This window comes from Massilia luteola, assembly GCF_034420155.1.
Taxonomy (GTDB): Bacteria; Pseudomonadota; Gammaproteobacteria; order Burkholderiales; family Burkholderiaceae_D; genus Telluria; species Telluria luteola.
The window spans coordinates 1-20,716 of sequence record NZ_JAXOFN010000029.1 but is presented as its reverse complement, the minus strand read 5'-3'; the positions used below and the strand labels follow the sequence as shown (position 1 = coordinate 20,716).

23 protein-coding genes and 2 tRNA genes are annotated in these 20,716 nt (G+C 61.3%); 22 read left to right on the top strand and 3 right to left on the bottom strand.

The window, feature by feature from the left end:
• The first annotated feature begins 6 nt into the window (after positions 1-6).
• The 15 genes from phoR to U9J41_RS23480 all read left to right on the top strand — a co-directional run bounded on the left by phoR (position 7) and on the right by U9J41_RS23480 (position 11,811).
• Positions 7-1,299, top strand: coding sequence for a phosphate regulon sensor histidine kinase PhoR (gene phoR, locus U9J41_RS23550; RefSeq protein ID WP_322404577.1), 1,293 nt, complete (start codon positions 7-9; stop codon positions 1,297-1,299).
• A 210-nt stretch (positions 1,300-1,509) separates the two neighbouring features.
• Positions 1,510-1,806, top strand: coding sequence for a site-specific integrase (locus U9J41_RS23545; RefSeq protein ID WP_322404576.1), 297 nt, complete (start codon positions 1,510-1,512; stop codon positions 1,804-1,806).
• Positions 1,760-2,179, top strand: coding sequence for a tyrosine-type recombinase/integrase (locus U9J41_RS23540; RefSeq protein ID WP_322404575.1), 420 nt, complete (start codon positions 1,760-1,762; stop codon positions 2,177-2,179). The genes U9J41_RS23545 and U9J41_RS23540 overlap by 47 nt, the downstream gene beginning before the upstream one ends.
• 76 nt (positions 2,180-2,255) lie before the next feature.
• Complete coding sequence (locus U9J41_RS23535; protein ID WP_322404574.1) at positions 2,256-2,507, top strand: AbrB/MazE/SpoVT family DNA-binding domain-containing protein; 252 nt, start codon at positions 2,256-2,258, stop codon at positions 2,505-2,507.
• A complete protein-coding gene (locus U9J41_RS23530; protein ID WP_322404573.1) occupies positions 2,501-2,851 on the top strand; it encodes a type II toxin-antitoxin system ChpB family toxin in 351 nt (116 codons plus the stop codon). The genes U9J41_RS23535 and U9J41_RS23530 overlap by 7 nt, the downstream gene beginning before the upstream one ends.
• Positions 2,852-2,860: 9 nt before the next feature.
• On the top strand, positions 2,861-3,085 hold the full coding sequence (locus U9J41_RS23525) for a hypothetical protein (RefSeq protein ID WP_322404572.1): 225 nt from the start codon (positions 2,861-2,863) through the stop codon (positions 3,083-3,085).
• Positions 3,086-3,096: 11 nt separating this feature from the next.
• Positions 3,097-3,375 carry a hypothetical protein gene (locus U9J41_RS23520; protein ID WP_322404571.1) on the top strand — a complete coding sequence of 93 codons (279 nt, stop codon included), beginning with the start codon at positions 3,097-3,099 and terminating at the stop codon, positions 3,373-3,375.
• Positions 3,376-3,385: 10 nt separating this feature from the next.
• Positions 3,386-3,625 carry a hypothetical protein gene (locus U9J41_RS23515; RefSeq protein ID WP_322404570.1) on the top strand — a complete coding sequence of 80 codons (240 nt, stop codon included), beginning with the start codon at positions 3,386-3,388 and terminating at the stop codon, positions 3,623-3,625.
• Positions 3,626-4,116: 491 nt separating this feature from the next.
• On the top strand, positions 4,117-4,302 hold the full coding sequence (locus U9J41_RS23510) for a hypothetical protein (protein WP_322404569.1): 186 nt from the start codon (positions 4,117-4,119) through the stop codon (positions 4,300-4,302).
• A 292-nt stretch (positions 4,303-4,594) separates the two neighbouring features.
• Entirely contained in the window at positions 4,595-5,539 is a 945-nt protein-coding gene (locus tag U9J41_RS23505; protein WP_322404568.1) for a patatin-like phospholipase family protein, read from the top strand.
• A 54-nt stretch (positions 5,540-5,593) separates the two neighbouring features.
• Entirely contained in the window at positions 5,594-6,001 is a 408-nt protein-coding gene (locus U9J41_RS23500) for a GlcG/HbpS family heme-binding protein (RefSeq protein ID WP_322404567.1), read from the top strand.
• A 360-nt stretch (positions 6,002-6,361) separates the two neighbouring features.
• Positions 6,362-7,531: a glutamine-hydrolyzing carbamoyl-phosphate synthase small subunit gene (gene carA / locus U9J41_RS23495; protein WP_322404566.1), complete on the top strand. Its 1,170-nt coding sequence runs from the start codon at positions 6,362-6,364 to the stop codon at positions 7,529-7,531.
• On the top strand, positions 7,532-10,762 hold the full coding sequence (gene carB, locus U9J41_RS23490) for a carbamoyl-phosphate synthase large subunit (RefSeq protein ID WP_322404565.1): 3,231 nt from the start codon (positions 7,532-7,534) through the stop codon (positions 10,760-10,762). It begins immediately after the preceding gene.
• A gap of 124 nt (positions 10,763-10,886) precedes the next feature.
• Positions 10,887-11,360, top strand: coding sequence for a transcription elongation factor GreA (gene greA, locus U9J41_RS23485; protein WP_056435392.1), 474 nt, complete (start codon positions 10,887-10,889; stop codon positions 11,358-11,360).
• Positions 11,361-11,370: 10 nt separating this feature from the next.
• Positions 11,371-11,811, top strand: coding sequence for a DUF4149 domain-containing protein (locus U9J41_RS23480; RefSeq protein WP_322404564.1), 441 nt, complete (start codon positions 11,371-11,373; stop codon positions 11,809-11,811).
• A 154-nt stretch (positions 11,812-11,965) separates the two neighbouring features.
• On the opposite strand, the gene yhbY is transcribed toward U9J41_RS23480, so the two are convergent.
• Positions 11,966-12,433 (bottom strand): ribosome assembly RNA-binding protein YhbY, encoded by a 468-nt coding sequence (gene yhbY / locus U9J41_RS23475; protein WP_056435386.1) that lies wholly within the window; start codon positions 12,431-12,433, stop codon positions 11,966-11,968.
• Between the two features lie 43 nt (positions 12,434-12,476).
• Here yhbY and U9J41_RS23470 point away from each other — a divergent pair, with 43 nt between their 5' ends.
• The 6 genes from U9J41_RS23470 (at position 12,477) to U9J41_RS23445 (ending at position 17,828) form a co-directional block, all read left to right on the top strand.
• Positions 12,477-13,124: an RlmE family RNA methyltransferase gene (locus U9J41_RS23470; RefSeq protein WP_056435383.1), complete on the top strand. Its 648-nt coding sequence runs from the start codon at positions 12,477-12,479 to the stop codon at positions 13,122-13,124.
• Between the two features lie 242 nt (positions 13,125-13,366).
• On the top strand, positions 13,367-15,250 hold the full coding sequence (gene ftsH, locus U9J41_RS23465) for an ATP-dependent zinc metalloprotease FtsH (RefSeq protein ID WP_056435380.1): 1,884 nt from the start codon (positions 13,367-13,369) through the stop codon (positions 15,248-15,250).
• An 87-nt stretch (positions 15,251-15,337) separates the two neighbouring features.
• Positions 15,338-16,180 (top strand): dihydropteroate synthase, encoded by an 843-nt coding sequence (gene folP, locus U9J41_RS23460; RefSeq protein WP_322404563.1) that lies wholly within the window; start codon positions 15,338-15,340, stop codon positions 16,178-16,180.
• Between the two features lie 18 nt (positions 16,181-16,198).
• Positions 16,199-17,539: a phosphoglucosamine mutase gene (glmM, locus tag U9J41_RS23455; RefSeq protein ID WP_322404562.1), complete on the top strand. Its 1,341-nt coding sequence runs from the start codon at positions 16,199-16,201 to the stop codon at positions 17,537-17,539.
• 60 nt (positions 17,540-17,599) lie between these two features.
• A tRNA-Pro gene (locus U9J41_RS23450) sits at positions 17,600-17,676 on the top strand.
• A 75-nt stretch (positions 17,677-17,751) separates the two neighbouring features.
• Positions 17,752-17,828: transfer RNA gene (locus tag U9J41_RS23445), tRNA-Arg, on the top strand.
• Positions 17,829-18,338: 510 nt separating this feature from the next.
• Here the strand turns inward: U9J41_RS23445 and U9J41_RS23440 are convergent.
• On the bottom strand, positions 18,339-18,902 hold the full coding sequence (locus U9J41_RS23440; RefSeq protein WP_322404561.1) for a recombinase family protein: 564 nt from the start codon (positions 18,900-18,902) through the stop codon (positions 18,339-18,341).
• A 211-nt stretch (positions 18,903-19,113) separates the two neighbouring features.
• Between U9J41_RS23440 and U9J41_RS23435 the strand changes: the two genes are divergently transcribed.
• A complete protein-coding gene (locus U9J41_RS23435) occupies positions 19,114-19,824 on the top strand; it encodes a DUF4145 domain-containing protein (RefSeq protein ID WP_322404560.1) in 711 nt (236 codons plus the stop codon).
• A 62-nt stretch (positions 19,825-19,886) separates the two neighbouring features.
• On the opposite strand, the gene U9J41_RS23430 is transcribed toward U9J41_RS23435, so the two are convergent.
• On the bottom strand, positions 19,887-20,716 hold an 830-nt coding region (locus U9J41_RS23430), incomplete at its 5' end, for an IS256 family transposase (protein WP_322404559.1).

Below are 20,716 nucleotides of genomic sequence, written 5' to 3'. Positions count from 1 at the left end.
GTCCGCTTGAATCCTCGCGTCATGTTCTGGGTCCCGGCGCTGCTGCGCCTGGGCCTGATGCTCGCCGTCGCCGGCGTCGCCTGGTGGCTGCTGGGTCCCGTCTCCGGGCTGGCGCTCGCGCTGCTCATCACCCTGGGCTTGCTCGTCTCCCAACTGGCCTACCTGCACAAACTGGGCGAATGGCTGAACGACCCGCAGAGCACCAGGCTGCCGGACGGGTGGGGCGCCTGGACGGACGTCTTCGCGCGCTTGTATCGCCTGCGCCGCGACGACGAACGCAATCGCGACGACCTGACGGAATGGCTCGCGCGCTTCCGCCAGGCCATGCACCTGCTGCCGGAAGGCGTGGCGATCATGGACGACGTCCTGTTCCTCGAATGGTGCAACCCGGCGGCCGAACGCCACCTGGGCCTGACCCTGGAACACGACAAGGGCCGGCGCGTGACGAACCTGATCCGTCACCCGGAATTCATCGACTACCTGATCCTGGGCCGCTACGAACAGCCGCTCACGCTGTCGATCCGCAGCCGCAAGCTGATCGTGCAGATCATCCCGTTCGAGAACCGGCGCCAGATCCTCGTCACCCACGACGCCACCGAGACCGAGCGCATCGAAGCCATGCGCCGCGACTTCATCGCCAACGCGTCGCACGAGCTGCGCACGCCGCTGACGGTGGTCGTCGGCTTCCTCGAGATCGCGCTCGCGGACCCCGGCCTGGACGAGAAGACGCGCACGGCGCACCTGACGCTGATGACGGAACAGGCCCAGCGCATGCAGCGCCTGATCGAAGACATGCTGACCTTGTCGCGCCTGGAGTCCGACGAATACCCGTTGAAGCGCGAGCGGGTCGACGTCAAGGCGCTCGTCGAGCAGGTGGCGGTCGATGCGCGGGCGCTGTCGAACGGCCGCCACGAGATCGGCTTCGCCGTCGACGGCCCGGACGTGATGGGCAGCACGGAAGAGCTGCGCAGCGCGTTCGGCAACCTGGCCAGCAACGCCGTGCGCTACACGCCGCAGGGCGGGAAGATCGAATTGCGCTGGCTGCGCGGCCCGAACGACCTGCGCTTCGAAGTGATCGACAACGGCATCGGCATCGACGAGCAGCACATCTCGCGCCTCACCGAGCGCTTCTACCGCGTCGACAAGAGCCGCTCGCGCGAGACGCAGGGCACGGGCCTGGGCCTGGCGATCGTCAAGCACGTGCTGCTGCGCCACGGCGGCAAGCTGGCCATCCGGTCGGTGCCGGGCAACGGCAGTGTGTTCACGGCCACGCTGCCGAATACGTCGCTGCCGGGGTAATTGGTCGCGCATGCAGTAATTGGGTCCCCACCCGCGCGGGGACGACAGTGTTAAGGCCGCGAGCCTGAAGGGGCGAACAGAGAAAACGGAAAAAATCGGGCGCTGGCACTTTGCCGAGGACCGAGCCAGGCAGCGTGTTACACTCAAAAAAGACGCCTTCGCGCATCTCCCTCTGAATCCGTTCTCAATCCATCTTATTCAGAGGTTCAAATGGCTCAAGCCGCTTCACTCCAGCCGGGGCAAATCCGTCACCTTCTCCGCGTTACAGCGGCCACCAGTAGGCGTCCGGAGCGCGACATTCTTGTCCTGCTGCTGGGCCTAACGGCTGGAATGCGCGTGACCGAAATCGCGCAAATCGAGGTGCAGGACGTGCTGTTCCCGTCGGGTGCCCTCCGCGAAGAAACAAGCCTGCGCGCAGCGATCACGAAAGGATGCCGGCAGCGTTGCATCTACCTGAGCCATGCTAAGGCCATTGATGCGCTTATCGATACATCGACTGCCGGATAGCGCGGCGGCTCCGCACTACCGACGATCCCGGCCGCTATCGAGGTCTAGAACCATCCAGCAGCTGATCTTGACGCACAAGGGCTACAAGTTCCACCTGAACACCAAGCGGCGCGTGAGCTGGGCCGGCGAACCAGTCGAGTACCTTGCGTGCGATAGCCTGCAGTCTCACGTCACGAAACTGTATCGAGACGCGGGCATACGGGGCGGGTCGTCACATAGCGGCCGACGTACGATGGCCTCAAGGCTGATCCAGCAAGGCGCCGACGTAGAAACAGTCCAACTGCTGCTCGGGCATGCCGAGCTGAACCACGTTCGCCCGTATCTACAAGTGTCGCAAAAGAGGCTCGAAGAGATATTCGAAACAGTACTCTAGAGCGTATCTACATTGTAGAATTTTCTTGTCGGATGGGATTTAGGTGATACAATGTATCTACATTGGAGGTGTAACTATGGAACTCGCGATTCAAAAATGGGGCAATAGTGCGGCTGTTCGACTGCCGTCAACTTTGTTGAGTCAACTAGGCGTTGCGCTTGGAGACAAGCTGAGCGCTGACATGCAACCGGAAGGGCTGGTATTGCGGCCAGCTCGTAAAACCTATTCTCTCGCTGACCTGATGGCGCAATGTGATCTGAAAGCCGCGCCTCCTGTGGATGCAGAGGCCTGGGAGAGTAGCAAACCGGTAGGCCACGAAGTATGGTGAGGCGTACAACGTTCAACCGTGGGGATATCGTTCGCGTGAGTCTCAACCCAACTGTCGGGCGAGAACAGCAAGGCGACTTTCGTCCGGCCCTGGTTCTTTCGCCGGCTGCGTTCAATCTCATGGGGGTGGCGTTGGTAGCCCCAATTACTCAAGGTGGCGATTTCGCTCGCTATGCGGGTTTTGCGGTGCCGCTTAGCGGATCGGGTACAGAGACTCAAGGTGTAGCGCTGGTGAACATGATTCGGACGATGGATTTGGCTGCTCGCGGGGCAAAGAAAATCGAAGCCGCACCCGAATTCGTGGTCGAGGATGCACTTGCTCGGTTGCGAGCGATTTTTGAGTAAGGAAAAAGCATGGCAACGAAACGAGTTAAAGGGGTGTCGTTTGACGGCTCGGCTAGCGAGCTGCAGGCGCTTATCGGCCAATGGAATGCAATCCGAGGTGTACGGTGGAACGTGCAGCAAACTGACTACGTCGGAGGGTCGTTCGATGTTGAGTTCACTCGGAAGGATGGCGCGATCGATAGCGCTGAAGCAGAGGCATGGGTGCAGAATGCTTTGAAACATGCCCACGATTGATCGGAAAAATGATGAAAGATACTGCCGAATTTGAGAAAGCTGCAAAGCAACTTTGCCCCGAACAGCAACAAGAAGCAATGCGCAATCTTGTGGACATGGCTGACGAACCTGAAGCAGGGATCATGCGACAACTCCTTGCCGAACCACAGAAGCCACTCAGCCCAAAGCAGCAAAACGTGTTCGATAAGCACATCCTCCCTTCAATGGTCGAGAGGTGCAGTACTTGCCCAGGGTTTAGCTTGGCCGGAGCTGCATACTGCGAGACGTGCGCGGTTGAGTACGGTTCGTAATGAAAACGTCATGAAGAAGAACATGCACGCTCAAACGGAGACGCGGGAGGACTTGCTTCCGCCTGGGCCGCTTCGCATCAGATGGTGCGAATTGCTCGACGCCAAACGCAATGAACCGGACGCCTCGAAACGTGAACTCCAGTTTCAGTTCGCACATGGGTGGCTCAAGGCTCTTGAGGACGTGGGCGTCCTTAGCTACGCGACCTTGCCCGAGCTGCGAGAGCTGCTGATCTCGGCTGAGCCCAATTAATTCGTTCACATCATGGAAAGCTACCGTGCAGATAACGTTCGGGAAGTGTGCGGGCAAAACCTCTCAAGAGGTCGTGCTTAAAAAGGCGTCGTACGTCAAATGGGTTCTCGACGAGAAGGCATCAGGCGCCCTTGGCAACTTGCAGCTCGACATGAAGAGGCTGATTGCTCGCCTCGACAATAAGCCTTTCGCGTCTAAGTGCAGTACTGCCGGTTGCACACGACCAGTGAGCCGCCTTACAGCTTATGCCAACAACGATGCCGATCTTTACCCTTGGTGCCCGATATGCGATCCATACAGCCTTGGTGCAAACAGCGGAAAGCTCACTGTAGTGACAAGTTACAAAGACGTGCTGAATCACGTGACAAATCGGTGCGGGGCAACCAAGGGCGGCTACGATCGTCTCGTTAAAGCCTACGCACAATCGAAGGGGCTACCATCTCGCGTTGGCGCGGCCGCCGCCGCGGCATTCTTCGCATAGGAAAACGAGCATGACGACGAGTGACACCCTGGCCCCGGCCGATGCAGTTGGCCGCGCGCTGGCGGTGACAGCCCCCGCATCTGACCCGGACGATAAGCGCGACCAGTCGGAAGTCCTGATGAGCATCGAAGGCCCGGTTGCCTACAACTCCGATGCCGGCGTCCACTATATCGTGGCCGGGCACCTGGAATATTGACCTCGGAAAAATCCTCAGCAGTACTGACGCCGGCCGTGAGCCGGCTGAGCCGTTGAGAGGATTGGCATGGGGTCAGCCGGTGAGGAAAACGAGGATGTCGGTTGGCATCCCACTACGGCCGGTTGGCGAAACTGTCCTAGCGCCCGATTTTCTCCGTTTTCTCTGTTCGCCCCCTGAAGACCGTCGCCCCTGCGTAGGCAGGGCCCCAAGTGCGCTGGTCATGCAGCTTCCCACGATAAACGCCAGGATCGGGTTACAATCCCATCTTTGCCCGTTTATTCGCCTGTCCCGGATGACCCTCTCCCGACGTTCCATTCTCGCCACGCTCGCTGCGGCGGCAGTGCTGGCCGGCTGCGGCTCGGCACCCACCCAGCCCGCGGCGCCGGTTGCCGCCGCGCCCGCACCTGCGCCGCTCCCGCTGCGCCACGTAAGGATCGGGCTCGCCCTGGGCGGCGGCGCCGCGCGCGGCTTCGCGCACATCGGCGTGATCAAGGCCCTGGAGGCCCAGGGCATCGTGCCCGACATCGTCGTCGGCACCAGCGCGGGTTCCGTCGTCGGCGCGCTGTATGCGTCGGGCTACAACGGCTTCGAACTGCAGAAGATCGCCCTCGACATGGACGAGACGACGATTTCCGACTGGGCCATCCCGTTCTTCAGCAAGGCGCCCGGCGTGCTGAAAGGGGAGGCCCTGCAGGCCTATGTGAACAAGGCCGTGCACAACCGCCCGATCGAAAAGCTCAAGATTCCGTTCGGCGCAGTCGCCACGGACCTCAAGACGGGCCAGCCCATCCTGTTCCGTCGCGGCAACACCGGCATGGCCGTGCGCGCGTCGTCCGCCGTGCCGGGCGTGTTCCAGCCGGTGGTGATCGGCAGACGCACATATGTGGACGGCGGCCTCGTCGCCCCCGTGCCGGTGCGCTTCGCGAAGGAGATGGGCGCCGAATTCATCATCGCCGTGAATATCTCCAGCGCGACGGAAGCCCAGGCCACGGCCAGTTCCATGGACGTGCTGATGCAGACGTTCACCATCATGGGGCAGCGCCTGAACCAGTTCGAGCTGAAGAGTGCCGACGTCGTCATCACGCCCGCGCTGGGCGCGATGGGCAGCGCCGACTTCAACGGCCGCAACCTGGCCGTGCTGGCGGGCGAACAGGCGGCGGCCGGCGTCATGGCCGAACTCAAGGCCCGGCTCAGGGCCAAACAGAGCACGCCCGCGCCGATGACCGCCGCGCGCTGATTTGCTGCACCTGCAGACTATTTTTGTAACGCACCACGAAAGAAAGATATCAAGATGCAAACCAAGCCTGTCCTTACCCTCGAAGACATCAAGAAGATCGCCGCCGGCGCGGAACACGAAGCCGTCGCCAACGGCTGGAAGGTCGTCATCGCGATCTGCGACGACGGCGGCCACCCGCTGTGGCTGCAGCGTCTGGACGGCGCCGCGCCGGTGTCGGCCCATATCGCCTCGGCCAAGGCCAGGACGGCCGCGCTGGGCCGCCGCGAATCGAAGATCTATGAAGACATGATCAACAACGGCCGCGTGTCGTTCGCCCGCGCGCCGGAACTGGACGGCATGCTGGAAGGCGGCGTCCCCATCGTCGTGGACGGCGAGGTCGTCGGTGCCGTCGGCGTGTCCGGCGTGAAGTCGGCGGAAGATGCCCAGATCGCCAAGGCCGGCATCGCCGCGCTCGGCCTGTAAGCGCCCCCCCGTTTTTCTTGCGGCTGCGCGGGCCGTAGGGTGGGCGGCCCTCCGCCCACGCGTGACGTATGCGGTGCGTTGGCGGTGTTGGCGGCGTGTTGGCGGCGTGCGTGGGCACAGGGGTGCCTACCCTACCGAGTTCAGCCGGGGTATTTAGACGAAAAGGGCAGGGAAGGTGATTGCCGGCCGATATAAATCGCGCTATAATTCGGAGGTTTAGCCATCACTTATCTGCCGTAGCGACTACCCCACCCATACCTCAATCTAGCGACCTGTAACACTGGGCGACATGCGTGCCCACACCCTGTTCAGGCCGGTCTGACGTGGCGCAGCCTACGGCGACTTTATCGGGAGTTGCCCTTGCCGCCATTTTTTTCTGGCCCAGCCGTTCCAGCCATCCTAGCCCTGGCAGACGGAACCATTTTCAAAGGATATTCGATCGGCGCCGCCGGTCACACGATCGGTGAGGTGGTGTTCAATACCGCCATGACCGGTTACCAGGAAATCCTGACCGACCCCAGCTACTCGCGCCAGATCGTGACGCTGACCTACCCGCACATCGGCAACTACGGCGTCAACCTCGAAGACGTCGAGGCGACCAAGGTGCACGCCGCCGGCCTGATCATCCGCGACCTGCCGCTGCTGGCCTCGAATTTCCGCTCCACCCAATCGCTGTCGGACTACCTGAAGGCCGAGAACGTGGTCGCCATCGCCGGTATCGATACCCGCAAGCTGACCCGCATCCTGCGCGAAAAGGGCGCCCAGAACGGCGCGATCCTCACCGGCACCCAAGGCAACGAACCTTCGGAAGCGCAGGCGCTGGAACTGGCACGCTCGTTTCCGGGCCTGAACGGCATGGACCTGGCGAAGGTCGTCTCCGTCAAGGAACCGTACGCGTTTGCCGAAACCGAATGGAAGCTGGGCGAAGGCTACGGCAAACAGGACAACCCGCAGTTCCACGTCGTCGCCTTCGACTACGGCGTCAAGCGCAACATCCTGCGCATGCTGGCCGAACGCGGCTGCAAGATCACCGTGCTGCCGGCGCAGGCCACCGCCGAGGAAGCCCTCGCGCTGAACCCGGACGGCATCTTCCTGGCCAACGGCCCGGGCGACCCGGCCGCCTGCGACTACGCGATCGCCGCGACCAGGAAAGTGATCGAGTCGGGCGTGCCGACGTTCGGCATCTGCCTCGGCCACCAGATCATGGCGCTGGCCTCGGGCGCGAAGACGGTCAAGATGAAGTTCGGCCACCACGGCGCCAACCACCCGGTGCAGGACCTGGATTCGAAACAAGTCCTGATCACGTCCCAGAACCACGGCTTCGCGGTCGACGCGGCCACGTTGCCGGCCAACTGCCGCGTGACCCACGTCTCGCTGTTCGACGGTTCCCTGCAAGGCTTCGAGCGCACCGACAAGCCGGCGTTCTGCTTCCAGGGCCACCCGGAAGCGTCGCCCGGCCCGGCCGACGTCGCCTACCTGTTCGACCGTTTCATCAGCAAGATGCAAGCTCACGCCAGCGAGAAGAAATAAATGCCAAAACGTACTGATATTAAAAGCATCCTGATCATCGGCGCCGGCCCGATCGTCATCGGCCAGGCGGTCGAATTCGACTACTCCGGCGCCCAGGCCTGCAAGGCGCTGCGCGAAGAAGGCTACAAGGTCATCCTCGTCAATTCGAACCCGGCGACCATCATGACGGACCCGGAAACGGCCGACGTCACGTACATCGAACCGATCACGTGGAAGGCCGTCGAGCGCATCATCGACAAGGAGCGCCCGGACGCGATCCTGCCGACGATGGGCGGCCAGACGGCGCTGAACTGCGCGCTCGACCTGCATCGCCACGGCGTGCTGGACAAGTACAAGGTCGAACTGATCGGCGCGACGCCGGAAGCCATCGACAAGGCCGAGGACCGCTTCAAGTTCAAGCAGGCGATGACGAAGATCGGCCTCGGTTCGGCCCGTTCCGGCATCGCCCACTCGATGGACGAAGCGCGCGCCGTGCAGCGCGAACTGGGCTTCCCGACGATCATCCGTCCGTCGTTCACGATGGGCGGTTCGGGCGGCGGCATCGCCTACAACGAAGAAGAATTCGAAGCGATCTGCAAGCGCGGCCTGGAAGCGTCGCCGACGTCGGAACTGCTGATCGAAGAATCGCTGCTCGGCTGGAAAGAGTACGAGATGGAAGTCGTCCGCGACAAGAAGGACAACTGCATCATCGTCTGCTCGATCGAAAACCTGGATCCGATGGGCGTGCACACGGGCGACTCGATCACCGTCGCGCCGGCACAGACCTTGACGGACAAGGAATACCAGATCATGCGCAACGCGTCGATCAACGTGCTGCGCGAGATCGGCGTCGACACGGGCGGCTCGAACGTGCAGTTCTCGATCAACCCGAAGGACGGCCGCATGATCGTCATCGAGATGAACCCGCGCGTGTCGCGTTCGTCCGCGCTGGCATCGAAGGCAACCGGTTTCCCGATCGCGAAAGTGGCGGCGAAACTGGCTGTTGGTTTTACGCTCGATGAACTGCGCAACGACATCACCGGCGGCGCGACCCCGGCCTCGTTCGAACCGTCGATCGACTACGTCGTCACGAAGATCCCGCGCTTCACCTTCGAGAAATTCCCGACCGCCGACAAGCACCTGACGACGCAGATGAAGTCCGTCGGCGAAGTGATGGCGATGGGCCGCACGTTCCAGGAATCGTTCCAGAAAGCGCTGCGCGGCCTGGAAGTCGGCGTCGACGGCCTGAACGAAAAGACGCGCGACCGCGAAAAGATCGAGGAAGAACTGGGCGAGCCGGGTCCGGAACGCATCTGGTACGTGGGCGACGCGTTCGCGCAGGGCTTCACGCTGGAAGAGGTGCACAACCTCACCAAGATCGATCCGTGGTTCCTCATCCAGATCAAGGAAATCGTCGACATCGAGCTGTGGCTCGATCACCAGAAGCTGGAAAGCCTCGACAAGCCGACGCTGTACAAGCTGAAGCAGAAGGGCTTCTCGGACCGCCGCCTGGCCTTCCTGATGCAGACGACGCCGGAGGCCGTGCGCGCGCAGCGCCACGCATTCGGCATCCGTCCGGTCTACAAGCGCGTCGACACCTGCGCCGCCGAATTCGCGACGAACACCGCGTACATGTACTCGACGTACGACGAGGAGTGCGAATCGAATCCGACCGACAAGAAGAAGATCATGGTGCTGGGCGGTGGCCCGAACCGCATCGGCCAGGGCATCGAGTTCGACTACTGCTGCGTGCACGCGGCCCTCGCGATGCGCGAAGACGGCTACGAGACCATCATGGTCAACTGCAATCCGGAGACCGTGTCGACCGACTACGACACGTCCGACCGCCTGTACTTCGAATCGCTGACCCTCGAAGACGTGCTGGAAATCGTCGACCTGGAAAAGCCGGAAGGCGTGATCGTCCAGTACGGCGGCCAGACCCCGCTGAAGCTGGCGCTGGACCTCGAAAAGAACGGCGTCCCCATCATCGGCACGTCGCCGGACATGATCGACGCCGCCGAAGACCGCGAGCGCTTCCAGAAGCTGCTGCAGGAGCTGGGCCTGCGCCAGCCGCCGAACCGCACCGCGCGCACCGAAGCCGAAGCACTGGCGCTGGCGTCCGAGATCGGCTATCCGCTCGTCGTACGTCCGTCGTACGTGCTGGGCGGCCGCGCGATGGAGATCGTCCACGAGCAGCGCGACCTCGAACGCTATATGCGCGAGGCCGTGAAGGTGTCGAACGATTCGCCGGTGCTGCTGGACCGCTTCCTGAACGACGCGATCGAAGTCGACGTCGACTGCATCTCGGACGGCGAGACGACGTTCATCGGCGGCGTGATGGAACACATCGAGCAGGCCGGCGTGCACTCGGGCGACTCCGCCTGCTCGCTGCCGCCGTACTCGCTGGCGCAAGCCACCATCGATGAACTGAAGCGCCAGACGTCGTTGATGGCGAAGGCGCTGAACGTCGTCGGCCTGATGAACGTGCAGTTCGCGATCCAGCAGTCGGAAGTCGAGGGACAGACCGTCGACACCGTGTACGTGCTGGAAGTGAATCCGCGCGCCTCGCGGACCGTGCCGTTCGTGTCGAAGGCGACGGGCCTGCAGCTGGCGAAGATCGCCGCGCGCTGCATGGTCGGCCAGACCCTGGCGCAGCAGGGCATCACGAAAGAGATCGTCCCGCCGTTCTACAGCGTCAAGGAAGCCGTGTTCCCGTTCGTGAAATTCCCGGGTGTCGACACGATCCTCGGCCCCGAGATGAAGTCGACGGGCGAAGTGATGGGCGTGGGCATGACGTTCGGCGAAGCGTTCGTCAAGTCGCAGCTGGCGGCCGGCATCATCCTGCCGGAGACTGGCCGCGTGTTCCTGTCCGTGAAGGGCTCGGACAAGCCGCGTACCGTGAAGGTGGCGCGCGACCTCGTCGACCTGGGCTTCTCGCTCGTCGCGACGAAAGGTACGGCAGCCGTCATCGCCGCCGCCGGCATCCCGGTCACCGCGGTCAACAAGGTGATCGAGGGCCGTCCGCACATCGTCGACATGATCAAGAACCACGAGATCGCGATGGTCGTGAACACGGTCGAAGAGAAGCGCAGCGCCATCGCCGACTCGCGCACGATCCGTACGTCGGCACTGCAGTCGCGCGTGGTCACCTATACGACCATCGCCGGCGCCGAGGCCGCGGTGCAGGGCATGCGCCACCTGGACGAGTTGCGCGTGTACGATTTACAAGGCCTGCATAAAACCTTAAACTAAGCGCAATGCAGTAAGATTGCAGTAACGCTTAGCAGTACCAAAGACCACAGAGTTCGCGCGGCTTGCGCCGTGCGGCTCTGTGGTTTTCGCTTGGTACGTCCGCAAACACTGAGAACAGATAGCCATGAACACTCCATTGACCAAATTCGGCGCCGAGAAGTTGAAGGAAGAGCTGCACCAGCTCAAGACCAAGGAACGCCGCAACGTGATCGATGCGATCGCCGAGGCGCGTTCGCATGGTGACCTGTCCGAAAACGCCGAATACGACGCCGCCAAGGAGCGCCAGGCGTTCGTCGAAGGCCGCATCGCCGAGCTGGAACAGAAACTGTCCACCGCGCAGGTCATCGACCCGTCCACGCTGGACGCCGAGGGCCGCGTCGTGTTCGCGTCCACCGTCGACCTGGAAGACCTCGACAACGGCCAGAAAGTCACGTACCAGATCGTCGGCATGGATGAAGCCGACCTCAAAGAGAACAAGGTCTCCGTCACGTCGCCGATCGCACGCGCGCTGATCGGCAAATACGCCGGCGACGTGGTCGAAGTGCAGGCCCCGTCCGGCCCGCGCGAATACGAAATCCTGGAAGTCCGCTACATCTGAGTCCGTCACGATGCTCGCCAATGCGCGGTTGCTGCTGGCCGCCCTGTGGGCCGGCAGCGTGTGGGCGGTCAGCTACCTGGCCGCGCCGAGCGCGTTCGCCGTCCTCGGCAGCACGCAGGCCGGCAATGTCGTCGGCATGATGCTGACGCGTTCGGCCTGGCTCGCGATCGCGCTGGCGGTGCTGCTGGTGTTGGCGACCGCGCGCTCGGCCGACCTCGACGCGCGGCGCCGGCGCTGGCTGTACGGTCTCGTGGCCGGGATGCTGGCGTGCAGCCTCGCCGTCTACCTGGGATTGCAGCCGATGATGGCGGCGATCCGCGCGGCGGCCGGGCCGGCCGGTGTGAGGGCGTCGCCCCAATGGGGCACGTTCGCGGCGCTGCATGGGGCGTCGCAGGTGTTGTACCTGGTCGAGACCATCCTCGGCGCGATGCTGGTCGTGAAGGCTCGATAACGCGGGCGTTTGGTGGGCGGAGGGCCGCCCACCCTACGGCGTAGTCATTGCCGGATGCATGAATTTGCCGTAGGGTGGGCACCCCGTGCCCACCATGCCGCCGACGCGAAAAAAAACCGGGGCAGCGGCCCCGGTTAATTTTTTTGAATACGGATTATTTCAGGACCGTCTTCTTGGTGCTGGCCTGGCGGGGCTTGGCCCGCTTGATGTTGCCGCCCTGGGTGACGCGCTCGTTCCCTTTCAGCAAGACCTTGGTCACGGACGGCTTCTTGGTCCCGCTCGGGCTCGGCTTGACGATGGTGACTTCGCGCAGGCCCTTGCCGGATTTGGTCGAACGTTCCTTGACCTCGTCCTTCTTCGGGCGGTACAGCACGAGCAGCTTGCCGATATGCTGGACCGGGGCGGCGTCGAGTTCCCCGCAGATCTGTTCGTAGATCGCGACGCGCGCTTCACGGTCGTCGCCGAACACGCGCACCTTGATCAGGCCGTGCGCATCCAGGCTGGACGAGATTTCCTTCATGACGGCCGCGGTCAGGCCGGCTTCGCCGATCATGACGACAGGATTGAGTCCGTGGGCTTCCGCACGCAGCGCGGCACGCTCGACCGGGGTAAGTTTGATCATGATGTTATTTTGAGATACCTATTAAAAGCAGTATTTTACGCGAATGGCCAAGAACAAATTCAACAAAAACTGGATCCACGATCACATCAACGATCCGTATGTCAAATTGGCACAGAAAGAGGGCTACCGGGCACGTGCGGCCTACAAACTGAAAGAAATCGACGAAAGCGAAAAGCTCATCAAGCCGGGCCAGGTGATCGTCGACCTCGGTTGCACCCCGGGCAGCTGGGGCCAGTACACCCGGCGCAAGCTGGCCGGCGGGGACGAGGGCGGCATCAAGGGCACGATGATCGGCCTGGACATGCTGCCCATGGAGCCGATCGCCGACATGCATTTTATTCAGGGCGATTTTCGCGAGGAAAGTGTGCTCGACGAGCTGGCCGGCGTGCTCGAGGGTCGCATGGCCGACCTCGTGCTGTCCGATATGGCGCCGAATCTGTCCGGCATTCCCTCGGCGGATGCGGCGCGCATGGAGGATTTGATCGATCTTGCTATTGAGTTCTCTCAAATGCACCTCAAACCATCCGGCGCATTGTTAGTGAAATGCTTCAAGGACATGGGGTTTACGCAAATCCTTGAGAAGTTCCGCACCGAATTCAAGGTCGTCAAACAGATCAAACCCAAGGCCAGCCGCGACAAATCATCGGAAATCTTCCTGCTCGGACGTGGTCTGAAGAATCCAGCGAGCTGAAATTGCGAAAATCGACGGCGTCGCCCTTGATTTTCAGGAGCGCAACCGCACATCAGCAAAGACAACCACACCCACGTACGCTGTGGGATGGAATGTTCATGATGCCTGCGCAGCGGAAATAAAAACCGTTTATAGTGGCGTATAGGCACCATAGGAGGGCGTGCGTGGCACGGCCTGCTGAATGCGGTAGAATCTGCCTTTGAAAAAATGGGAAAAGATGCGTTCGCATCAGAGGAGTCTTCGTGAATAATATGTTTTCCAAATCCGCCATCTGGGTGGTCGTCGCACTGCTGTTGTTCATGCTGTTCAAGCAGTTCGACAACCATAGCGTCGCGGGCGGCAGCAAGACCATTGCTTATTCCGAGCTGCTCGATGACGTCAAGGCAAAACGCATCAAGGACGTCGTGATCGAAGGGTCGAGCATCACGGCGACGCGGACCGACGACACCAAGGTGCGCACCACCGCGACCATGCTCGACCGCGGCCTGATCGGCGACCTGCGCGATAACAACGTGCGCTTCGACGTCAAGCCGCCCGAGGAGCCGTCGTTCCTCCAGCAAGTCTTCATTTCCTGGTTCCCGATGCTGCTGCTGATCGGGGTCTGGGTGTTCTTCATGCGTCAGATGCAGGGCGGCGGCAAGGGCGGGGCGTTCTCGTTCGGCAAGTCGAAGGCGCGCATGATGGATGAGACGAACAACACCGTCACGTTCGCCGACGTCGCCGGCTGCGACGAAGCGAAGGAAGAAGTGGGCGAGATCGTCGACTTCCTCAAGGACCCGACCAAGTTCCAGAAACTGGGCGGCCGCATCCCGCGCGGCGTGCTGATGGTCGGCCCCCCGGGTACCGGTAAAACGCTGCTGGCCCGCGCCATCGCCGGCGAAGCCAAGGTGCCGTTCTTCTCGATCTCCGGTTCCGACTTCGTCGAGATGTTCGTCGGCGTGGGTGCGTCCCGCGTGCGCGACATGTTCGAGAACGCGAAAAAACATTCGCCCTGCATCATCTTCATCGACGAGATCGACGCCGTCGGCCGCCACCGCGGCGCCGGCATGGGCGGCGGCAACGACGAGCGCGAACAGACGCTGAACCAGCTGCTGGTCGAGATGGACGGTTTCGAGGCATCGTCGGGCGTCATCGTGATCGCCGCGACCAACCGCGCCGACGTGCTCGACAAGGCGCTGCTGCGTCCGGGCCGTTTCGACCGCCAGGTGATGGTGGGCCTGCCGGATATCCGCGGCCGCGAGCAGATCTTGAACGTGCACATGCGTAAAGTGCCGATCGGCACCGACGTGAAGGCGGACATCCTGGCCCGCGGCACCCCGGGCTTCTCGGGCGCCGACCTGGCCAACCTCGTCAACGAAGCGGCCCTGTTCGCGGCGCGCCGCAACAAGCGCCTCGTCGAGATGAACGATTTCGAAGATGCGAAGGACAAGATCTTCATGGGGCCGGAGCGCAAGTCGATGGTCATGCGCGAGGAAGAACGCCGCAACACGGCCTACCACGAGTCGGGCCACGCCGTGATCGCCAAGCTGCTGCCGAAGGCCGATCCCGTGCACAAGGTGACGATCATGCCGCGGGGCTTTGCCCTCGGCTTGACCTGGCAACTGCCCGAACACGACAGCTTGTCCGGCTACAAGGACAAGATGCTGGAAGAAATCTCGATCCTGTTCGGCGGCCGCATCGCCGAGGAAATCTTCGTCGGCCAGATGTCGACCGGCGCATCGAACGACTTCGCCCGCGCCACCAAGCTGGCCCGTTCGATGGTGACCCGTTTCGGCATGTCGGAAAGCATGGGCGTGATGGTCTACGAGGATGACGCGAACGAAGGCTTCTTCGGCGGCTCCGTGAAGACCATTTCCGAAGCCACGCAGCAGAAAGTCGATGCCGAGATCCGCAATATCCTCGACTCGCAGTACGCGCTGGCGCACCGCCTGCTGGAAGAAAACCGCGACAAGGTCGAAGTGATGACCAAGGCGCTGCTCGAATGGGAAACCATCGACGCCGACCAGATCAACGACATCATGGCCGGCCGCGAACCGCGTCCGCCGAAGTCGGTGGTACTGACCAAGCGCACGCCTCCGAGTGACAGCGGTGGCGGCGTCGCCCAGAACGCGACCGCACCGGCCTGAACCGCCGATCGGCGGTAGCCGGGCCATCCCACGGAAAGGCACCCCGAGCGGGTGCCTTTTTATTGTTTAATCAGTTGGTGTTTCGTCATGCGTCAATATCTGCAGTGCGGCCGTTTCGGCTATAACCTCGCCCGGCGACCTCTGGTCATGGGCATCCTCAACGTCACCCCCGATTCCTTTTCCGACGGCGGCCGTTACCAGGCCCTCGAATTCGCCGTGGAGCGGGCCGAACAGATGATCAAGGACGGCGTCGACATCATCGACATCGGCGGCGAATCCACGCGTCCCGGCTCGCCCAGCGTGCCCGTCGACGAAGAACTGCGCCGGGTCATGCCGGCGATTTATGCCTTGCGCGAACTGGGTCATGCGCTGTCGATCGACACCTGCAAGCCGGAAGTGATGCGCGAGGCGATCATCGCGGGCGCCGACCTGATCAACGACATCAATGGCTTCCGGGCGCCTGGCGCCATCGACGCCGTCAAGGACAGCGACTGCGCACTTTGCGTGATGCACATGCAGGGCACGCCCCAGGATATGCAGGCGCAGCCCGCCTACGGGGACGTGGTGGCCGATGTGACCGCCTTCCTGCGCGAGCGGGTCGATGCGCTGCTTGCGGCCGGTGTGGCGCGCGAACGCATCACGATCGATCCCGGATTTGGTTTTGGGAAGAGTGTCGAGCATAATTACGCTTTGCTTCGTAGCATAAGCCGCATGGAAAGCGAATTGGGCCTGCCCGTATTGGCAGGGGTGTCACGCAAGTCGATGATCGGCGCGGTGACGGGGCGCAGCGTGGAGCAGCGCCTGGCCGGAAGCCTGGGCGGCGCGCTCGCTGCGGTAGCGCAGGGCGCCAGGATCGTACGGGTCCATGATGTGGCAGAGACGGTGGATGCGCTGAAGGTCTGGCAAGCGGCCACTACGAATAATCAATAGATGAAGAGAATTTAATTAATGGCACGCAAATATTTCGGTACCGATGGCGTCCGTGGCCTGGTGGGCAAATCGCCCATCACCCCGGACTTCGTGATGCGGTTGGGCTATGCGGCCGGCAAGGTGCTGGCCAAGGACAAGGCCGGCACGCACGACCGTCCCACGGTCCTGATCGGCAAGGACACGCGCATTTCCGGCTACATGCTGGAAGCCGCGCTGGAAGCCGGTTTCTCGGCGGCGGGCGTCGACGTCATGCTGGCCGGCCCGATGCCGACGCCGGCCATCGCCTACTTGACGCGCGCGCTGCGCCTGCAGGCGGGCGTCGTCATTTCGGCGTCGCACAATCCCTTCCAGGACAACGGCATCAAGTTCTTTTCCGGGCACGGCACCAAGCTGCCGGACGCCGTCGAGCTCGAGATCGAAGAGGTGGTCGACCAGCCGATGGGCTGCGTGTCGTCGGAAAAGCTGGGCCGTGCCACGCGCCTGCGCGATGCCCAGGGCCGTTACATCGAATTTTGCAAGAGCACGTTCCCGAACGAACTCGACCTGCGCGGCCTGAAGATCGTCGTCGACTGCGCCCACGGCGCCGCCTACAACATCGCCCCGCACGTATTCCATGAGCTGGGCGCGGAAGTCGTGGAGCTGGGCACCAAGCCGGACGGCTTCAACATCAACGACGGCGTCGGCGCCACGTCGCCCAAGGCGATGGCCGCAGCCGTCCTCGAGCACAAGGCCGACCTCGGCATCGCGCTGGACGGCGACGCCGACCGCCTGATCATGTGCGACGCCGCCGGCCGCCTGTACAACGGCGACGAGCTGCTGTACGTGATGGTGCGCGCACGCATGGCGACCGGTCCGGTGGCTGGCGCCGTCGGCACCCTGATGACCAATATGGCGCTCGAAGTGGCGTTCAAGGAGATGGGCATCGGCTTCGCGCGCGCGAAGGTCGGCGACCGCTATGTGCTGGAAATGATGCAGGAGCAGGGCTGGCTGCTGGGCGGCGAGGGTTCCGGCCACCTGCTGGCGCTGGACAAGCACACCACCGGCGACGGCATCGTCTCGGCGCTGCAAGTGCTGACCGCGCTCAAGCGTTCCGGTCGCGGCCTGGCCGATTGCTGCAGTGACCTGAAGCTGTATCCCCAGACCCTGATCAACGTCCGCGTGCAGCCGGGCACGGACTGGACGAAGAACGCGGCCGTGGTGGCCGAGAAGGACAACGTCGAGCGCGAACTGGGCGACAATGGCCGCGTCCTGATCCGCCCGTCCGGGACGGAACCGCTCGTGCGCGTCATGGTGGAAGCGAAGCACGCGGAACTGGCCGAAACGATGGCCCGGCGCATCGCCGCACGCTTCGAGGTCTGACCGTCGCGCCGGGGAGCGTTCATTGACGCTTCCCGCCCGGCGGGGTATGATCGTCCCAATCGGAGTGTAGCGCAGCCCGGTAGCGCACCTGCTTTGGGAGCAGGGGGTCCAAGGTTCGAATCCTTGTACTCCGACCACCGTCTTGCAAACGGGCTGTCGTCGACGGCCCGTTTTCATTTGTGAAGCCTTACCTTGCGGTATGCGCTCCGCGACTGCCCATAGCTCAGTTGGATAGAGCATCAGCCTTCTAAGCTGAGGGTCGCTGGTTCGAACCCAGCTGGGCAGGCCAATAAAATCAAACACTTGGCGTCAAATTTGGATTCGGGAAAAGTAATCAAGCCCGTCCAAGTAAGCGATTAGTAAGCAATCGCTGAGAGCGTATACGCTGCTTGACGGACGTTTCTGGCCGTGATTTTTTCCCAAAATTTTTTCGGAGAACACGGGGCAGTCCGGGAACTCGATACCAGTTCCAGAAATGTATCAAGAGCGAGTGGGCGACTGAGCACATTGCCGGGGCCATCGGCTGGGGTCTGGGAAGCGTGAAAAATATCCGTAGGGCCGTCCGGAGAGGACCGACAGGAGTTTTCACCAATCCGGGGCGGGGCTGCTCTACGGGCCTGTAATCGCGTCTGAGGCCATCGGTAGGGGCAGGATTCGCTAGGGCTGGAGCCTTTAGGTAAAGCAACAGGCTTACCAAGGCGTTTAAACTGGCCTTAGGGGCGTTGTAGGCTCATCAGGCTGGGCGCGTATCAACTCATCAGCGATAGGCCAGTGGTGGGCCTGTATTCGATCCTAAGGTTTACTTTACTACCGACAGAACCGATGCACGGCTGATGTTGTACTTGCGTGCCAATGCGCTCACTGTCTCGCCGCTGGCGTATGCAGCTTTGATGGCTTCTTTCTGTTCCGGCGTCGTCTTCGGGATACGGCCCAGAGTCTTACCTTCTGCTTTCGCACGCTCCAGCCCTGCATGGGTGCGCTCTACCAGCAGGTCACGTTCCATCTCAGCAACAGCGGCCAGCATCGTGAGCATCAGCTTACCCGCAGCGCTCGTAAGGTCGAGCTTGCCAAGCTGGAGCACCACAACTTCAATGTTGCGTGACGCCAGCATCTTGATAGTTGCGCCTACGTCCTGTGCGTCACGGCCCAGACGGTCAAGCTTGGTCACTACCAGCTTCTCACCGGTACGCATCTGGCCGAGCATCTTGGCAAACTCAGGACGTTGCATTGCAGACACTTTACCGCTTACGCCTTCGTCGGCGTACCAGTAGTCGATGGCGTATCCGGCTGCTTCAATCTCGATGCGTTGGTTGTCGGTCGTCTGATCCTTCGTGCTCACACGTCCGTATGCGAATGTTGCCATGTTGTTATCTCCTGCTTGTCTGATGTGTTAGAAAACGGCGTTAGAATATACTCAACTGTTAGAAATTGCAACCCCTAATTTTCTAACAGATGAGTTTGGTGTAACTGATGGGTGTTGGAAAACGGTCGTTTATTAACAGAGCGTCGGCCATGTGTGCTTGCAAAATTGCTCACGATTATGCTATGTTGAATCCAAAACAACAGGAGGAAAAATGGCTGGATGGACTTGCCCCTATTGCAACCGAGTCGCGACAATTATTGACGATAACGTTACTTCGGAAATTCTGCGCTTCCGCAACGAAGTCAAGGATTGCTGGTTGGGGTTAAATGTCGTAGTAACTACTTGCCCCAACCACGAGTGCGGAGAACATACTATTAACGCGGCGTTACACAATGGCGACTGGTTCAATATGGGAAGTGAATTCCGTTTGCAAGGTCGAGCACTGGAGAAATGGCGCTTACGTCCTCAATCGACCGCCCGCCCATTTCCAGACTATATTCCTGCTCCGCTGCGAGAAGATTACGAGGAAGCATGCCGTATTCGCGATCTGAGCCCCAAGGCATCTGCGACTCTTTCCCGACGCTGTTTGCAAGGAATGATCAGAGATTTCTGGAACGTGAAGGAGCGCACGCTATTTGATGAAATCAATGCAATCAGGGACAAGATTGACCCGGCGATTTGGCAGGCAATCGATGCAGTGCGGAGTATTGGCAACATCGGTGCACATATGGAAAAAGACATCAATTTGGTTATTGATGTCGACCCGGATGAAGCGCAGGCCCTTATTCAACTGATCGAAGTATTGTTTGAAGAATGGTACATCGCCAGAAAGACGCGGGCCGATCATCTTGCCAGCATTGTTGCCATCGCAGAAGCGAAGAAGGAACAGAAGGCCCCGCCGCCACCTGAGAAAGCAGCGTAAGCACCTTCAGGTTAATTGGGCAAACCGGGGGTGTACCAGATTCTGTGTAAACGAGTCTTTGTTTAAGTCTGCGGTACTCGGTCTTCAAACTGGATGGCGAAGCGGTTTAGCGCAGCTTTCCAGTCCCGTATCGGCATCGTCCACTTCTTGCTGATGTTGTTCAGGGCAAGATAAAACAGCTTGCTGACGGCTTCATCAGTCGGAAAGGAACTGCGGGCCTTGGTAACTTTTCGCAGGCTCATGTTAATCGACTCAATCGCATTCGTGGTGTATATCACCTTGCGGATTTCTGGCGGATAGTCGAAAAACGGTATGACGCGCGCCCAATTTCGGCGCCAGGACTGACTTATTGGTTTATACTGTTTATCCCATTTATCTTCGAATTCGGAAAGCCTGAGTTCAGCTTCATCGGTAGTGGCTGCACTGTAGATCAACTTCAGATCGGCGGCGACCTCTTTCTGCGCTTTCCATGGCACGAAGTTCAGGCTGTTGCGCACCATGTGGACGATGCACAGCTGAACCGAAGTCTGCGGATAGACCGCCTCGATGGCGTCCGGGAAGCCTTTCAGGCCATCGACGCAGGCGATGAAGATGTCCTGTACGCCGCGATTTTTTAGCTCGGTCACGACCTGCAGCCAGAACTTCGCGCCTTCGGTTTGGGAGATCCACAGGCCCAACACCTCCTTGTGGCCATCCATGTTCACGCCGATGGCCAGGTAGATCGCCTTGGTGCGCACCGCGCCGTTATCGCGCACCTTGACGTGAATGCAGTCGAGATACAGGATCGGGTACACGGCATCGAGCGGGCGGGCCTGCCAAAGCTTCACATCCTCGCTGACAGCGTCCGTGACGTTGGAGATGAGGGTCGGTGACACCTCGGCGCCGTACATCT

Excerpts from the sequence above, each read along its gene's own strand:
- U9J41_RS23515 (WP_322404570.1), top strand. The coding sequence starts at position 3,386 with ATGAAGAAGAACATGCACGCTCAAACGGAGACGCGGGAGGACTTGCTT.
- glmM (WP_322404562.1), top strand. The coding sequence starts at position 16,199 with ATGGCACGCAAATATTTCGGTACCGATGGCGTCCGTGGCCTGGTGGGC.
- U9J41_RS23440 (WP_322404561.1), bottom strand. The coding sequence starts at position 18,902 with ATGGCAACATTCGCATACGGACGTGTGAGCACGAAGGATCAGACGACC.
- greA (WP_056435392.1), top strand. The coding sequence starts at position 10,887 with ATGAACACTCCATTGACCAAATTCGGCGCCGAGAAGTTGAAGGAAGAG.
- U9J41_RS23435 (WP_322404560.1), top strand. The coding sequence starts at position 19,114 with ATGGCTGGATGGACTTGCCCCTATTGCAACCGAGTCGCGACAATTATT.
- U9J41_RS23530 (WP_322404573.1), top strand. The coding sequence starts at position 2,501 with ATGGTGAGGCGTACAACGTTCAACCGTGGGGATATCGTTCGCGTGAGT.
- U9J41_RS23510 (WP_322404569.1), top strand. The coding sequence starts at position 4,117 with ATGACGACGAGTGACACCCTGGCCCCGGCCGATGCAGTTGGCCGCGCG.
- carB (WP_322404565.1), top strand. The coding sequence starts at position 7,532 with ATGCCAAAACGTACTGATATTAAAAGCATCCTGATCATCGGCGCCGGC.
- U9J41_RS23545 (WP_322404576.1), top strand. The coding sequence starts at position 1,510 with ATGGCTCAAGCCGCTTCACTCCAGCCGGGGCAAATCCGTCACCTTCTC.
- U9J41_RS23480 (WP_322404564.1), top strand. The coding sequence starts at position 11,371 with ATGCTCGCCAATGCGCGGTTGCTGCTGGCCGCCCTGTGGGCCGGCAGC.
- U9J41_RS23525 (WP_322404572.1), top strand. The coding sequence starts at position 2,861 with ATGGCAACGAAACGAGTTAAAGGGGTGTCGTTTGACGGCTCGGCTAGC.
- U9J41_RS23505 (WP_322404568.1), top strand. The coding sequence starts at position 4,595 with ATGACCCTCTCCCGACGTTCCATTCTCGCCACGCTCGCTGCGGCGGCA.
- folP (WP_322404563.1), top strand. The coding sequence starts at position 15,338 with ATGCGTCAATATCTGCAGTGCGGCCGTTTCGGCTATAACCTCGCCCGG.
- yhbY (WP_056435386.1), bottom strand. The coding sequence starts at position 12,433 with ATGATCAAACTTACCCCGGTCGAGCGTGCCGCGCTGCGTGCGGAAGCC.
- U9J41_RS23500 (WP_322404567.1), top strand. The coding sequence starts at position 5,594 with ATGCAAACCAAGCCTGTCCTTACCCTCGAAGACATCAAGAAGATCGCC.
- U9J41_RS23470 (WP_056435383.1), top strand. The coding sequence starts at position 12,477 with ATGGCCAAGAACAAATTCAACAAAAACTGGATCCACGATCACATCAAC.
- U9J41_RS23540 (WP_322404575.1), top strand. The coding sequence starts at position 1,760 with ATGCTAAGGCCATTGATGCGCTTATCGATACATCGACTGCCGGATAGC.
- U9J41_RS23520 (WP_322404571.1), top strand. The coding sequence starts at position 3,097 with ATGAAAGATACTGCCGAATTTGAGAAAGCTGCAAAGCAACTTTGCCCC.
- U9J41_RS23535 (WP_322404574.1), top strand. The coding sequence starts at position 2,256 with ATGGAACTCGCGATTCAAAAATGGGGCAATAGTGCGGCTGTTCGACTG.